At 54.0% G+C, this 15,668-nt stretch carries 11 protein-coding genes; 6 read left to right on the top strand and 5 right to left on the bottom strand.

Annotated elements, in window-relative coordinates:
- Window positions 1-19 precede the first annotated feature (19 nt).
- Complete coding sequence (locus ACT3TY_RS06470; RefSeq protein WP_444627689.1) at window positions 20-1,147, top strand: phospholipase D-like domain-containing protein; 1,128 nt, start codon at window positions 20-22, stop codon at window positions 1,145-1,147.
- A gap of 26 nt (window positions 1,148-1,173) precedes the next feature.
- Here ACT3TY_RS06470 and ACT3TY_RS06465 read toward each other — a convergent pair whose 3' ends face one another.
- Window positions 1,174-1,842, bottom strand: a complete 669-nt coding sequence (locus ACT3TY_RS06465; protein WP_444627687.1) for a YecA/YgfB family protein — start codon at window positions 1,840-1,842, stop codon at window positions 1,174-1,176.
- A gap of 69 nt (window positions 1,843-1,911) precedes the next feature.
- On the opposite strand from ACT3TY_RS06465, the gene ACT3TY_RS06460 reads away from it, so the two are divergent.
- From ACT3TY_RS06460 to ACT3TY_RS06450, 3 genes are all read left to right on the top strand, one after another.
- Complete coding sequence (locus ACT3TY_RS06460) at window positions 1,912-2,493, top strand: SprT family zinc-dependent metalloprotease (RefSeq protein ID WP_172117418.1); 582 nt, start codon at window positions 1,912-1,914, stop codon at window positions 2,491-2,493.
- 170 nt (window positions 2,494-2,663) lie between these two features.
- On the top strand, window positions 2,664-4,613 hold the full coding sequence (gene acs, locus ACT3TY_RS06455) for an acetate--CoA ligase (RefSeq protein WP_172117419.1): 1,950 nt from the start codon (window positions 2,664-2,666) through the stop codon (window positions 4,611-4,613).
- A gap of 272 nt (window positions 4,614-4,885) precedes the next feature.
- Window positions 4,886-5,548: a LuxR C-terminal-related transcriptional regulator gene (locus ACT3TY_RS06450; RefSeq protein ID WP_016916171.1), complete on the top strand. Its 663-nt coding sequence runs from the start codon at window positions 4,886-4,888 to the stop codon at window positions 5,546-5,548.
- A 73-nt stretch (window positions 5,549-5,621) separates the two neighbouring features.
- On the opposite strand, the gene ACT3TY_RS06445 is transcribed toward ACT3TY_RS06450, so the two are convergent.
- From ACT3TY_RS06445 to ACT3TY_RS06430, 4 genes are all read right to left on the bottom strand, one after another.
- Window positions 5,622-9,563: a hybrid sensor histidine kinase/response regulator gene (locus tag ACT3TY_RS06445; RefSeq protein WP_444627685.1), complete on the bottom strand. Its 3,942-nt coding sequence runs from the start codon at window positions 9,561-9,563 to the stop codon at window positions 5,622-5,624.
- Between the two features lie 90 nt (window positions 9,564-9,653).
- On the bottom strand, window positions 9,654-10,175 hold the full coding sequence (locus ACT3TY_RS06440) for a hypothetical protein (protein ID WP_172117421.1): 522 nt from the start codon (window positions 10,173-10,175) through the stop codon (window positions 9,654-9,656).
- 102 nt (window positions 10,176-10,277) lie between these two features.
- Window positions 10,278-12,074 (bottom strand): sodium:solute symporter family protein, encoded by a 1,797-nt coding sequence (locus tag ACT3TY_RS06435; protein WP_192527636.1) that lies wholly within the window; start codon window positions 12,072-12,074, stop codon window positions 10,278-10,280.
- A gap of 6 nt (window positions 12,075-12,080) precedes the next feature.
- Complete coding sequence (locus ACT3TY_RS06430) at window positions 12,081-12,341, bottom strand: DUF4212 domain-containing protein (protein WP_087105999.1); 261 nt, start codon at window positions 12,339-12,341, stop codon at window positions 12,081-12,083.
- Between the two features lie 721 nt (window positions 12,342-13,062).
- On the opposite strand from ACT3TY_RS06430, the gene ACT3TY_RS06425 reads away from it, so the two are divergent.
- Window positions 13,063-14,877: a DUF294 nucleotidyltransferase-like domain-containing protein gene (locus ACT3TY_RS06425; protein WP_444627684.1), complete on the top strand. Its 1,815-nt coding sequence runs from the start codon at window positions 13,063-13,065 to the stop codon at window positions 14,875-14,877.
- Between the two features lie 8 nt (window positions 14,878-14,885).
- Window positions 14,886-15,536 carry a DNA polymerase III subunit epsilon gene (locus ACT3TY_RS06420; protein WP_172117425.1) on the top strand — a complete coding sequence of 217 codons (651 nt, stop codon included), beginning with the start codon at window positions 14,886-14,888 and terminating at the stop codon, window positions 15,534-15,536.
- Window positions 15,537-15,668: the final 132 nt, after the last annotated feature.

Below are 15,668 nucleotides of genomic sequence, written 5' to 3'. Positions count from 1 at the left end.
TCATCAGGAGCAGAGCGCTATGAAGTATCAGCCCCTGACATGGCATGCGGGCAATCGATTTACCCTGCTGCCAGAGGCGTCTCGCTTTCTACCCGCCATGCTTGAAGCCATCAACCACGCCAATCACTATGTGTTGGTTGAGCTTTACTTGATGGAGTCGGGAGCGCTTGCTGACCAGGTGATACAAGCACTAACAACGGCAGCCCAGCGGGGTGTAAGGGTGTATCTGCTGTTGGATGGCTTTGGTTCCAAGGGGCTTGCTAGCAGCGACCGCGAGCGGCTTCTTGACGCGGGCGTGGCGCTGCGCTTTTTCAATCCGGTGGGGCTCCACTCACTGGCTCGGAACCTTAGTCGTGACCACCGCAAAATTATAGTGGTCGATGGACAAATAGCCTTTACCGGTGGGTTTGGCGCCGTCGATGAATTTTTAGAGGCATGGTACGACATTGCCGTGCGTATTGAAGGCCCGGTCATCGCCGACTGGGAGATGCTTTTTCGCACCCTCTGGCGTTCGCGCTTAACACGCGCAGAGGATAAGCGTCCTCCGGCGCCTCTTCCTCAACAGCGCCAGGCAGAGGCGTTTGAAGGCGGGGCAATCGGCCGAGCCATACAGGGCCGAGGCTACCGGTACCAGGCGATTCGTCACTCGCTTTATCGCCGGGTGCATGGCGTTCAAGGGCGTCTTTGGCTCTGTACGCCCTATTTCGTGCCTACGTTTACACTGCGCCGTCGCTTGGCGCGGGCTGCAAAGCGGGGCGTGGATGTACGCCTTTTGCTGCCCGGCGCGAAGCATGACCACCCCAGCGTGCGTTACGCAGGACAACGTTTTTATCAGTCGATGCTTAAAGCGGGCGTGCGCATTTACGAATTCCAGCCGACGTTTATTCATGCCAAATTTGTACTCGCGGATGACTGGGTGAGTATTGGCTCATGTAACTTCGATCACTGGAATCTGCACTGGAACCTGGAGGCCAATCAGGAAGTGATGGACGAGCGGCTTGCTCAGGATGTGCGCGCTATGTTTGAGCGTAATTTTTCGGCCAGCAAGGAAGTGCTGGCCGAGGAGTGGGCCGCGCGCTCCTGGAAGCAGCGCGCCTTTGAATGGATATTTGGTACGCTGGATTCAGTGATTACCCGGCTTAAGTAACGATACCGGGTTGAATGAACACTGACTTAGCGACGCTTGCGGTTCTTGGCAGGCGTTTTTTTGCGCGGCCTGGGTTTGGGCGTTTCCGGTGGAACGCGGTAATGCAAATACAAATCAAGCACGAGCTCTGGCAATTGCGCGACCAGGCTTTCCTGGTGTGCCGTGTCGCTTGCCATCTCGGCCATGTCGGGCTCATCATCAAATAGCCCGGAAAGCAGCATAAAGGGCAAAAGCAGTGTTGCCGCGGCTTCTTCATCCTCCTGGAACCACGCGCTTTCATCGCTGAAGACGCCTTCCATAAAGCCCGCGCACCAGTCGCCAATCGGTGTTTCTTCCGCAGGCAGCCCATCCAGGGTTAAATCAAAAGGCAGTTCAGGAAGCCCGCCTTGCTCCAGCACGGCCATTGCATTGTTGCGCAGCAGGGTTAGCAGATTAACAATTTCATTGCGCTCGTTATCATCGGCATAGCGCGGTTCGCCTTGAAACAGCTCAACGAGCCACTGGGCCGGTGATACTTCGCTGGGGGCTACCGCGAGTGCCACGAGAAAGCCGTGGGCGGAGATCACGTCCAGCGCGTCTTCATCGACCTGGTCTGAGTCGAGGAAATCATCCAGCCTGTCGAGCTGCTCATCGGTCAGCAGTGGCTGCGGAGGGACAGTCTCTGGCGCGTTTGCATCGTCGGGGCGCTCTGCCATAGCAAGCCTCATGAGTTGGGTCGTTTAAAAAATGATACTAATGGGTAACCATCATTTAGGCATTCATTAATGACAAGTTTATCACTAATAGGCGCATCGCTAACGGGTACATTGCCGCTGCCGCCTTGGCCGGAAGATGAATTGGCGGCGCTGTCACCCGAGGCGCTACAAAAAGCGGCATTAAGCCGGGTCGAGCAAGCGTGGCAGCGCTGCCTGGAAGTGTATCCGCAGTTGCCGCGGCCCCGCGTATGGTTTGACTTAAAGGGTGCTTCAGCGGGGCAAGCCCATTGGGGGCGCGGTGGCCTGCGGTTTAATTTTATTTTGCTTAGTGACAATCGTACTGCGTTTTTTAACGATGTGATTCCGCATGAGATGGCGCATTGGCTGGTGTTTCATCTACGTGATGGGCGACGCTTAAAACCACACGGGCAAGAGTGGAAAACCGTGATGCGGGACTTGTTTGGGTTAGCCCCTCACGTTACCCACCGCTTCGACGTTCATAAGGCTCAGCCTGCACCTTACCGCTATCAGTGCGCCTGCCGTGAACACCTGTTGACGGCCAGGCGTCATGCGCTAGTTAACAAGGGGCGCCGCTATCGTTGTCGTCATTGCCAGGAGACGTTGGTCTATATCGCTTACGATAATCGTTGAAAGTCATCCAGGTTGCTGTTTTTTAAATAAAAAATGTTAATACCAATGTCTAAGAGGAAGCCGCCTAAGGGAGGTTTATGCTAGGGGAACATTCAGTGGTGTCGGGGCAACAAAGAATAATACCGACTACATTCCTATTGAGAGTGCGTTTCTACGGACATGAGGCAACTATGAGCGAACATCAAAACGTCTATCCGGTGCGCGATGCTATCGCCGCCAACGCCTGGGCCGATAAAGAAAAGTTCACGGCCATGTACCAGCAGTCCAAGGATGATCCCGAAGGTTTCTGGGCAGAGCAGGCCAAGCGTCTTGATTGGATTAAAGTGCCAACCATCATCAAGAACACCTCATTTAAACGGGATAATGTGGATATTCGGTGGTTTGAGGACGGCGTACTCAACGTGAGTGCCAACTGCCTTGACCGGCACCTTGAACAGCGCGGCGATCAAACGGCGATTATCTGGGAAGGCGATAATCCTGATGAATCCAAGCATATTACCTACCGTGAACTGCATGAGCGCACCTGCCAATTGGCCAATGCCCTGAAATCGCTGGGTGTTGAGAAAGGCGATACGGTGACGATGTACATGCCCATGATCCCTGAAGCGGCCATGGCAATGCTTGCTTGTGCGCGGATTGGTGCGGTTCACTCGGTCGTCTTTGGTGGCTTTTCGCCCGATGCGGTAGCCCAGCGGATTGTTGGTGCCGATTCCAAACTGATTATTACCGCCGACGAGTCAGTGCGTGGTGGCAAACACGTGCCGCTCAAGGAGAACGTCGATTCAGCACTCACCCGCGAAGGCACCGACGTCTGCAAGAACGTACTGGTCGTAAAACGTACCGGCGGTGACATCGACTGGAAAGAAGGCCGCGATCTCTGGTTTGATGAATTGGTTGATCGACAACAAGCGGTGTGCGACGCCGAGCCGGTGGGCGCCGAAGATCCGTTGTTTATCCTGTATACGTCCGGCTCAACAGGTGCACCTAAAGGCCTTAAGCACACGACGGGTGGCTACCTTACCTACGCCGCCATGACTCACCAGTATGTGTTTGATTACCAGGAGGGTGAGGTCTATTGGTGTAGCGCGGATGTGGGCTGGGTGACCGGACACAGCTATATCGTCTACGGGCCGCTTGCCAACGGTGCGACCACGTTGATGTTTGAAGGCGTGCCCAGCTATCCGACTCACGGGCGCTTGGGTGAAATTGTTGATAAGCATAAGGTCAACATTCTGTACACCGCGCCCACTGCCGTGCGTGCCCTGATGGCCCATGGTGACAACGTGATGAGCACCAGCTCACGCGACAGCCTGCGCCTGCTGGGTTCGGTAGGCGAGCCGATTAACCCGGAAGCCTGGGAGTGGTTCTATCGGGTGATTGGCAACGAAAACTGCCCGATTGTGGATACCTGGTGGCAAACGGAAACCGGCGGCATCATGATTTCTCCGCTGCCCGGCGCAATGGATCTAAAACCTGGCTCTGCCACGTTGCCCTTCTTTGGCGTACAACCAGCCCTGGTGGATAACGAAGGCCACCAGCTTGAAGGCGCCGCCGAAGGCAATCTGGTGATCCTTGATTCCTGGCCGGGGCAGGCGCGCTCTATCTGGGGCGATCACGAACGCTTTGTGCAGACCTACTTCTCCACCTACGATGGCATGTACTTCACCGGCGACGGCTGCCGTCGTGATGAAGATGGCTATTACTGGATTACCGGACGTGTGGATGACGTGCTTAATGTGTCGGGCCATCGCATGGGCACCGCAGAAATAGAGTCCTCGCTGGTTGCGCACTCGGCGGTGGCTGAAGCGGCGGTGGTAGGTTTCCCCCACGATATCAAGGGGCAGGGCATCTATATCTATGTAACACTGAACGATAGCATTGAGCCATCTGATGAGCTTAAGAAAGAGCTGACCCAGTGGGTACGTAAAGATATTGGGCCTATTGCCTCCCCCGATGTGATCCAATGGGCGCCGGGGCTGCCTAAAACGCGCTCGGGCAAGATTATGCGGCGTATCTTGCGCAAGATTGCGGCCAACGAATGTGATGGCCTGGGGGACACAAGCACGCTGGCTGACCCCTCAGTGGTTGACGAATTGATTGAGCATCGAGCCAATCAATAGTAGCTTACTACTCAGTGGCTTAAGCGTGATGAGTGCTACGTAAGTTGATGAGTGTCAGCCAAAAAGAGCGCAAATAGCAGCATGCTGCGCTTATGCGTTGTAGTGCCGACCAGAGGGTCGGCACTGTTGCGTTTAAAAGGGTGACATAATGATGACAAAATATGCAGGTATGCTTGGGCATGAAGAAACCTTGGGGTACCATGCGTTGACCGTTTGAGCCTAGCGTCGTAGCGGCACGTATTTCCGCTGCACGAGGAACCGGAGGAATATCCATGGCAGTAGCCCATAAGTTTATCGTTGCAGACGACCATCCGCTGTTTCGTGCAGCGCTCACTCAGGCCTTGCGCCAATTAGCCCCGCAGGCTGAGATTGTCGAAGCCGACACCATGGAAGCCACAACGGAAGTGGTTAATCGCCATCCTGATGCCGACCTGATCTTGCTGGACTTGCACATGCCAGGTGCGCATGGCTTTTCAGGGCTCATTCAGTTGCGTGGCCAAATGCCGGATATTCCGGTGGCGGTGGTGTCGGGCAGTGATGAACCTTACGTCGTGCGGCGGGCAATTGACTACGGTGCTTCGGGCTTTATTCCTAAATCATCGTCGTTGCAGCTGATTGCTGAAGCGGTAGGCGAAATTCTTCAGGGTGAAGTCTGGCTGCCAGAGGCGTTGGCTAACGTGTTGGAAGAGACCAGTGAAGAGGAGTCGCGCTTTGCTGAAGCGATTGCTTCGTTAACGCCCCAGCAGTTTCGTGTGTTGAATATGCTAACCGAGGGGCTGCTCAATAAGCAGATTGCCTACGAGCTCAACGTTTCTGAAGCAACGATTAAAGCTCATGTGACGGCGATTTTACGCAAGCTGGGCGTTCATTCGCGCACACAAGCGGTCATTGCGGCGCAAAAACTGGAAGTCGAGCCGCCTAAAGTCGAGTCATAAACGCTCTCGTGGCGTGATTAAAAAAAACCGCTTACGCACAACGTAAGCGGTTTTTTTCTGCGGTACATATAGGCTAGGTATTGGCCCGGCTGGCCTGTAACGTGCGGGTCAATAGCGCGCGAAGGGCGGCAGGTTTTACCGGTTTCAGCAGCAGTTGATAGCCGTCGCGTTTGACCTTATCCGCAACGGCTTCGGTACGGTCAGCGGTAATCACAATGCCGGGCACCGCGCCCGATAAACGCTCGCTCAGTGCGTCCAGAGCCATCAAACCGGTCACTTCATTGTCCAGGTGATAGTCAGCGAGGATCGCATCCGGGTCGCCATCCATGTTGCGCAGGATGGATTTAGCGCCCCCAATGCTGGTGGCGGTAAAGACTTCACACCCCCAGCCGCTGAGCATGGCGGTCATGCCTTCCAAAATCAGGGTTTCATTGTCGATACACACAATGCGCGCACCGGCTAGCTTATTGCCGCTGCGCCGGTTGGTAGGCTCTTGCTCGGCAGCGGTGATTGCCCTGGCCGCTACCACAGGCACGCTGACGGAGAACACGGTACCAGTACCTTCCCAGGAGCGAACCTTAATCGGATGGTCAAGCACTCGGCTCATGCGGTCAGCAATAGAGAGCCCAAGCCCCAGGCCTTTTTCACTCTCCTTGTGACGCGATACCTGATCCAGACGGCGGAACTCCTGAAAGATTTCCGTGAGCTTGGACTCGGGGATGCCGGGGCCGCTGTCCCAGACTTCTATTAAAAGCCGCTGCCCTTGGCGACGACAGCCTAGCAGCACATGCCCATCCTGCGTATAACGCACCGCGTTGGAAAGGAAGTTTTGCACGATCCGACGCAGCATCTGCGGGTCCGAATCAACCCATAGCTGGGTTGGCACAACGTTGAGATCCAGGCCGCGGTTATCGGCCATGACTTCAAATTCAGCGCGCAGCGGGCGGAATATATCGGCGAGTGCAAAGTGGCTGCGGCGCGGTGTCAGCGCGCCGGCGTCCAGTTTTGAGATATCCAGCAACGTGCTCAACAGCTCTTCAGCGGCCTGTAGCGAGTTATCAATATGCCCGATGGTACGCTGCGTATCTGGAGTGGTTACGTTTTGCATAAGCGCTGACGTAAACAGTCGAGCAGCATTCAGCGGCTGCAATAAATCGTGGCTTGCTGCCGCCAAAAAGCGTGTCTTGGAGGCATTGGCATCTTCCGCCAGTTGCTTGGCTTGACGCAGGGCCTGCTCGGCCTCGGCGCGAACACGGTTCTCCTGACGCAGGGCGGCGTTGGCTTCAGAAAGCGCTTGGGTGCGCTCGCGAACGCGCTCTTCTAGTGTTTCATTGGTCTCTTCAAGCGCTATTTCGGCTTGACGGCGCTCGGTAATGTCTTGATAAAGCGAGAAAAAGCCAAGAATCGACTGGCTGTCGCCAAAGTGAGGGGTATAGGTCACCAGCATATGGCGCATGACATCGTTGACGTGCATGGAGACTTCAAAACTTACCCGCTCTCCGTTCAGTGCTCGGGCGACCCAAGGGCCACGCTCTTCTGACTGCTTAAGTGACAACACATCCTCAAAGCGTCGGCCAATCACCGCATTACGATCAATGCTAAACGCTTGCTCATAGGCGCGGTTGGTAAACAGGTAGCGGCACTCTTTATCAAAGTAGGCAATGAGCGCAGGGACATTATCGGTGTAAATACGGATATTGTTTTCGGAACGAATCAGTGCCTCTTCAATCCGCTTTTGCTGGGTAATATCCTGGTACGTGTAAACAAATCCACCGCCGGGCATCGGATTACCCTGAACTTCCAGCACGCTGCCATCCTGACGATAGCGCACGTAGCGATGAGGATGACCGTCGCGGATATTATCCAGCAGTAGCTGGACATGCTCTTCGGGGTCGCCCGGGCCATATTCGCTGTTATGAGCGTTATAGCGGAAGATGCGATCAATCGGTGCGCCGACGCGAATTAAATGGTCGGGAAAGCGGAACAGCTCAAGATAGCGTTGGTTCCAGACGACCAGGCACAGATTTTGGTCAACAACGCTAATCCCCTGGTTAATGTTTTCGATAGTGGCCTGTAGCAGCGCCCGGTTGAACTCCAGCACCTGTGACGCTTCATCAACAATAGAGATAACATCGGAAATGCCGATTCCGCGTCCTTGCAGCGCTGAGTTAACGACAATGCGTGCCGATGATGCGCCGAGTACCGAGGCAAGAAATCGCTCGGTAAATTGAATAACATCAATGGATGCACGTGTGCTGTAGTCCAGTGGCTTGCCCAGGCGGCGCGCATAATCCTCAAATGCCCGTTCCACCTGGCTTGCGCCCAAAAAGCGCTCACATAATACCTTTAGGTCACCCACCGTCGTGGCACCTGTCCACGGGCGGTTCACCGAGGTCTGGCGAGTTTCAACACTATCGACAAATAGCGAGGCCTGGATACGCTCAACCACTCGCTGCGAGGTCACCTGAGAGATGAAGATATAGCAAAACAGGTTAATGCCCAGCGATAGCATGACACCATGGGTAAAGCTATCGCCCAGATTCAGGCCAAAAAGGCCGGTGGGAGAGAGCCAGGCAATTCCCATAGGGCCGTCAGAGAGCCATGCCAAGGGCAGCACGCCGGCATTCGTCATGGCGGGCATCAAGAGACTGTAAACCCAGATGGCAAAGCCTGCGTTCATCCCCACGATAACGCCCAGCCGGTTACCGCGTTTCCAGTAAAGCCCGCCAATGACGGCAGGGGCAAACTGCGCGGCGGCCGCAAAGGAGAGCATGCCGATAGACGCAAGCGAAGTGAGCTCGGCGATTAGTCGGTAAAAGCCGTAGGACATCGCCAACACGACAGCAATGGTGATGCGACGGGCTCGCAGGACCAAGCGTCCGTAGTCGCGGGCTTTGGTATCAAACCAGCGCAACCGAAACAGGGCCGGGATAACAATTTCATTGGAAATCATGATGGAAACGGCGACCGCTGCAACAATTACCATGCCGGTGGCGGCTGAGAACCCGCCAATGAAGGTCAGCAGCGTTAGCCACTCATGGCCCGAGGCCATGGAAAGTGCCAACACATAGGTATCAGGCTCTACGCCGCTCTCTGAAAAGAGCAGTAATCCGGCTGCTGCCAAGGGCACAACGAAAAAAGCGATAGCCAACAGATAAAGCGGAAACAGCCAACGGGCTTTGGTGGCGTCATCTGGGTGAATATTTTCAACCACGGCCACATGAAATTGACGTGGCAGGCAGAGGATCGCCAGCATCGCGAGCAGCGTTTGTGCCCAAAAGCTTTGGCCGAAGTCCTGGTTGGCGAGCTGGCGCTGAAGGCCAAGCTGGCTCTCTGCGTGCCCCATTAGCTCGCTTAAGCCATCGAACATGCCCCAGGTAACAAAGGCGCCTAGCACAATAAATGCGACAAGTTTGACGATGGATTCAAACGCGACGGCATGAATCAAGCCTTCATGGTGCTCGGTCGCATCGGTATGACGGGTACCAAACAAAATGGCAAACACAGCCATAATAACGGCTACATAAAAGGCGGTGTCGCCAAAGAGCGGGCTTCCCACGCTATCGCTGGCATCGGTTAGCACGCTAAACGTGGACGAGACAGCCTTTAGCTGTAGCGCGATATAGGGAAGCGTTCCGATCAGCGCGACCAGGCTTGCAAACGCGGCAAGCGACTGCGTCTTTCCGTAGCGCGAGGCGATAAAGTCCGCGATAGAAGTGACGTTTTGGTGTTTGGCAACGCGGATCATTTTGGCGAGAACCGGCCAAAACAGTAAAAATGTCAGGATAGGACCAACAAAAATACTCGCAAAGGACCAGCCTGCCGTGGCTGCCTGGCCTACCGCGCCGTAAAATGTCCAGGAGGTGCAGTAAATGGCCAGCGCCAGGCTATACATGAGGGGGCGCCGGCGGCTGGCGCCGTGGGTACGGGCACGGCGGTCGCCGTGCCAGGCAATACCGAAGAGAATCGCGATATAAAGAAAGGATACCGCGACCAGCAGCCCACCGTGAAACATGCCTATTTCCCCCACCAACGTTTATCTCGCCCAGCGAGCGGCGCGTGTAAAGAGCCCCATTCTAGGCGAAGAGCAACGCTTGCGTCTCTCCTATGCGTCGGCATTCCCGCATACGGTGGCTAACAGCGTGGATGTTTCGCGCAAGAGACGAAGTTCGCTCAACTGCGCCTCGCCAGCCTCGTTGCTTAGCGGCACCAGTTCACGGCTTTCGCAGTTCAGCAAGTAGGGCTGAGTAGACACAAAATCGGTATGACGGCGAATGAACTGGTAAAGAATAAACTCTACCACCTGATCACCTTCAATATCGCGGGTAATAATGTTATCGCTATCCACCACGCTAAACTGGGTCGTGATGGGGAAAACAAACGTCCATGGGCGCCATACTTCTGTTCCGGTGGCACTACTGACGATGACGGATGATTCAGGTAACTGGTGTTGTTTGTGCTCAAACCACGAGTACTCCACGTGAATCTGATAACCGAGCATACCCAGCCCCGCAAACACCGGCACTATCCATTTAGGAAGCCGGTTGCGAGATAGATTGCGCAGAATCAAACCAATCCCCGCAGCGGCCAGTGCAGCAAAAATAGCGGCAATCAAGTGCCATATCATAAAGCGATTTCCTGAAAGAGAACGGGCTTCCCAAAGGAAGCCCGGTTCGACATGGGTTCCGTGAAATGCGCTCTGGCGAGCGCATTCAGGAACGATTATGGCTTAGTGATCAACTGCGGCACCAGCACCTTTTGGATAGCGTACGCTTTGCACTAGCTCCTGGATCTCTTTAGGCGGCGGCGCCGTCATGCTAGAGACAAGGAAGGCAACGGCAAAGTTGATCATGGCACCCACCGCACCGAAGGAGAGCGGGGAGATACCGAACAGCCAGTTATCCGGCGTATTGGGCAGCATGTTGGTGCCCGGGATAAAGAACCAGCCGAGGTAGGTAAAGATATACAGCAGGGTACACGCCAGGCCTGACAGCATACCGGCCACGGCTCCGGTGCTGTTCATGCGAGTTGAGAAAATACCCATCATCAGTACCGGGAACAGCGAGGCGCCGGCAATACCGAAGGCCAGGGCGACGGTCTGTGCCGCAAACCCTGGCGGGTTCAAGCCAAGATAGGTGGCCAGCAAGATAGCCCCGCCCATTGAGATGCGTGCTGCTAACATCTCCTTCTTCTCGCTGATATTCGGATTGATCGTGTTCTTGATTAAGTCATGACTGATCGCCGACGAGATAGCGAGAAGAAGACCCGCCGCTGTCGAGAGGGCGGCCGCAATACCGCCCGCCGCGATCAAGCCAATTACCCAGCCGGGTAGGTTGGCGATTTCTGGGTTAGCCAGAACCAGAATGTCATTGTTGACCGTCAGCTCATTGCCTTCCCAGCCGCGACTATCAGCGATAACGTCAAACTCAGCGTTGGCATCGTTATAGAACTGGATGCGGCCGTCATCGTTAAAGTCAAAGAACGTGATCAGGCCAGTCTCTTCCCAGGTGCGGAACCACTCAGGACGATCTTCGTAGAGGATTGGCTCGGCACCGGCCTCCTCATAATTCTCAACCTGGCCGGTTAGCTCCGGATAAATGGTGGTCATCAGGTTCAGACGTGCCATGGAGGCGACGGCTGGCGCTGTTAGGTACAACAGCGCGATGAAGACCAGCGCCCAGCCCGCAGACCAGCGTGCGTCAGCCACCTTGGGAACCGTGAAGAAGCGAATGATAACGTGGGGAAGGCCAGCGGTACCGATCATTAGCGAGAGCGTGAACAGCACCATATTTAGCTTGTTGTCGACGTCGGCGGTGTAATCCTGAAACCCAAGTGCCATGACGACATCATCAAGCTTTTGCAGCAGTGGCAGGCCAGATTCCGTGTGGGAGCTGAACATACCGAACATGGGGATGGGGTTGCCCGTCAACTGCATGGAAATGAACACAGCCGGGATGGTGTAGGCCACAATCAGTACGATGTACTGGGCGACCTGGGTATAGGTGATGCCCTTCATGCCGCCGAAGACGGCGTACAGGAAAACAATTCCCGCAGCGATCCAGATGCCCCAAGTGCTGGGTACTTCCAGAAAGCGTGAGAAGGCAACGCCAGCCCCGGTCATTTGCCCGATTACATAAGTAACTGATGCGATAATCAGGCAGATAACCGCGACGACCCGAGCGGTACGGCTATAGAAGCGCTCACCGATAAAGTCTGGAACGGTAAACTTGCCGAATTTACGCAGGTAGGGAGCGAGCAGCATAGCCAGAATAACGAAGCCGCCGGTCCAGCCCATCAGGTAGGTTGAGTTGGCGTAACCGCCGGAGGCGATCAGGCCCGCCATGGAAATAAACGAGGCCGCTGACATCCAGTCGGCCGCTGTGGCCATACCGTTAGTGATCGGGTGAACACCACCGCCAGCCACATAGAACTCTTTTGTGGAGCCCGCGCGCGCCCATATCGCGATACCGATATAGAGCGCAAAGGAGGCGCCTACAAAAAGCAGGTTGATTGCAAATTGGCTCATTCTGACTTACTCCTCAAGGCCAAATTTCTTATCGAGCTGATTCATTCTCCAGGCGTAGAAGAAGATCAGAGCAATAAAGGTAAGGATCGAGCCCTGCTGAGCAAACCAGAAGCCCAGGTCTGTTCCCCCTATTTGAATGCTTGCTAGAAGCGGTCTAAACAAAATCGCGCATCCGTAAGACACGAAGGCCCACACAATAAGGCATCCGGTAATTAAACGAACGTTGGCTTTCCAGTATTCCGCAGCATTGGATTTGTCATCTGCCATTGTGTTGCTCTCCACTTGTGTTTTTAGGTTTGGAAAGTTCACCAGGAATAGTGTTTAGCATGTCAGGGTAATTGCACGCTAAAACTACCTACCGCTTGGTCTTGTCTCTTGGTTGGTTATTGGTTGTTGCCGTTGATACAAGCGTTTTATGAGATTTTGGTAAGTTTTGGTTAGCACTGTGCAATTACCCTGAATGATGCATTGTCAATACTGAACAATAATCGCTAAAAAATAATCCCAGACTTTGGTATCACTATCTATTGTAGACTAAATAAAGAGTTTCAAATGGCTGAATATTAGCGTTTTTACGTACATTTTTTCAGCAGACTACTCGTTAGTTGAACGATGGTCTAGGGTTTGGTTAAAAGATAATGTTTGCTACTTTAAAATAGCGTTCAATGCTAACGGTTAGTTGCTGGGAAGGTGCTACTTTAGTCGTTTAAACCAACGTCGAGGCGACGTTGGAATAATAGATAAAGGTATATAGAGTAGTATGTGTTTTTGAGTGGCAGGTTTCTGTACAGGCTTATTTGGGTTAATTGGTTTACTTTATTGAGAAGGACTTATGCTAGGCAGTCGGCTGACGCTACCGTTACTAATAAAAAGTAGTAGGCTGGCTCTTAAGCACCGTAAACCAGAAAGAAGTACCTCACCCGTTGATTGACGTACTTCCAATTTTACGGACGTCGCTTTTTTCTTTTGTAGTGTAAGGACATGCCCCATGGTTGATGTTGATCTGTCCCAACTGCCATTTACCTTGCTTGATGACACGGGGCGCGAGCATGTTCGTCGAGGCATGGACCTTGCCTATTTTGACCGCGATGACATTATCCTGGAAATGGGCGAGCAGGGTGCTTACGTTTTTCTTATTCATAAGGGAGACGTCGCTGAGATAGACCCCTCCTTGCCTGCGGCAAGTGCTCACATTGGGCACTACACGGCAGGGGACTTGTTTGGCGCCATTAGCATCTTGAACGGAAAAAGCCGCTACCGTTTTCAGGCTGAGCAGGAGTGCCTTTGTTACACCATGCCCAGCCTTCTGTTTAGCCAGCTGTGTCGCCAGTACCCTCCTTTTGAGCAGTTCTTTAGGCAGTCACTTGCTCACAAGGCGCGCTTGTTGACAGAAAAGCGCGCCGACGGTGGCGTCACCATGGCAGGCTTTATGCTGGCTCGCATCAGTGAATGTATGCGAGCGCCCCTGCTGATGGATGCTTCTACCACTATTGCCGGGGCGGTTGAAAAGCTTAACGAAAGCCATGCTGACAGCCTGCTGGTGGAAACCCAAGGCAAGCTTGGCATGGTGACGAAAACCGATTTGCTCAATGGCCTGGTCGTGAGCGGTTTCACGTCAGCCACTCTGGTGGGGCAGGTAGCGCACTTCTCCCTTGTCACGGTAACGCCTGAGCAGTACCTGTTTGAAGCCCTGGTGTTAATGACTCGGCACAAGGTTACCCGCGTTGTGGTGATGGAGCAGGCCGCGTTAAAAGGCGTGGTCGAGCTGACGGATGTGCTGAGTTATTTTTCCAGCCGAAGTTACGTTGTTAGTCTGCAGGTGGAGCAGGCTGATGACTTGGAAACGTTGGCAGTTGCTAGTCATCGTACCCCTGAACTCGTCACAGCCCTTATGGCACAAGGCGTTAAGCTTAATTTTGCCATGGACCTGCTGGCGGCCTTGAATGGCCGGATTATGAGCAAGGCCTGGGATTTTGTTATCAATGAGGAGCATCATCAGCATAGCTGCCTGATGGTGATGGGGAGTGAAGGGCGCGGCGAGCAAATTTTGAAAACGGATCAGGATAACGGTCTGATTTTAGACGACGACGCCCAGTGGCCAAGTGTCGCCGATGATATGCAGGCCTTAACCGAGACGCTCATAAAACTGGGTTACCCGCCGTGCCCTGGTAATATCATGGTCTCTAACCCCGAGTGGGTTGCCAGCGTTTCTCAGTGGAAGAAGCGTATTGCTCAATGGGCCAACGTGCGCGATGGCGATAGTTTAATGAAACTTGCCATTATGCTGGATGCTCATTCAATGGCAGGGAATCCATGTTTACTTGAAAGCGTGCGCGAGGCGCTATTTGCGCGCTGTGCCCATGATGAAATTCTGCTTTCCTACTTTGCGCGTGCGGCTCTGCGTTTTTCAACACCGCTGACGCTTTTTGGTTCGCTTAAAAAGCCTCAGCACGGTATCGATATCAAAAAAGGCGGCATTTTTCCGATTGTCCACGGTGTACGTACCATGGCGCTTGAGCGGCGCATCAGCGTAACCTCGACGCTGGGCAGGTTGGAGACACTGGTTGATGATGGCCGCCTTGAACGGCGCACAGCTGATGATTTAGGAGAGGCACTTTCACTGTTGACCGAGCTGCGTCTTAAACAGCAACTTAGCGGGCAGGATATGGACGATGCGCGCTCCAATCACGTGGTGGTGCAAGAGCTCTCGTCACTTGAGCGCGATTTATTGCGCGAGTCGCTACATATCGTTAAAGACTTTAAACAGCGCCTCTCCTATCGTTACCATTTAGAGTATTCATGAGCAGCGCTATGCAAGGCAGCAAAAAAGGCATGGCACTGCTGGGGCAAACGCTGCGCAGAATGTTTAAGCGTGAGCGAGATCGGCGCCGCTATGCGAATTCGCCTTACGCCTGGCTTTTCCAGCCCTATATGGGGGAAGAGCTAGTGGCGCTGGCTTGCGAATCAATACCCGGTGAAACGTCGGTATTAAGTGTGGCTGCTGTGGTACTTAATCAACAGCAAGTGCACACAAGCCAGGCGTGGGTGGCGACGTTTGCCGACCCACAAACGGTTGACCAGACGGCGCTGCGCCAGCATCAGCGGCTTTACAATCCCGCCACGGCGGTACCCCTCTGTGCCGAGACACTGCATGCGTTTACCGATTTTATTGGCAACCGGCCGCTGGTCGGGTGGCAACTGGACCAGCAGTTTTGCATGCTTAATAGAGCCTTTAGAACGCACCTCGGGTTTGGGCTGCCTAATGTTCAGGTCGATGTGGCCAAACTGCATCAACGCCAATTGCGCCGTTTACACCCGTTAGTGGAGTCTTCCCAACCATTTTCCGAGGCGCTGGCCTGCTGGCAAGTGCCTGCTATCTCGACCCAGAGGTTGTTAGGTAAAGCCACCGCAAGCGCCTTGCTGTATATGCGCTTACAGCGTGATATGGCGCAATCGGGTTAGCTTCAAGCGTAATGGCGCCTGTGCCGATGGCCGTATTGATAACCGTATTGATAACCATAGTGATGACCGTAGTTATGACCATAGTAACGACGTGATTTTGCCAGTTGGGTGAACGGCGGGAGTATTGTTAGA

The organism is Halomonas sp. AOP22-C1-8, from assembly GCF_052378905.1.
GTDB lineage: Bacteria > Pseudomonadota > Gammaproteobacteria > Pseudomonadales > Halomonadaceae > Vreelandella > Vreelandella citrativorans.
Note: the sequence above shows the minus strand (reverse complement) of the source record. Positions and strands in the feature narration are given on the sequence as shown.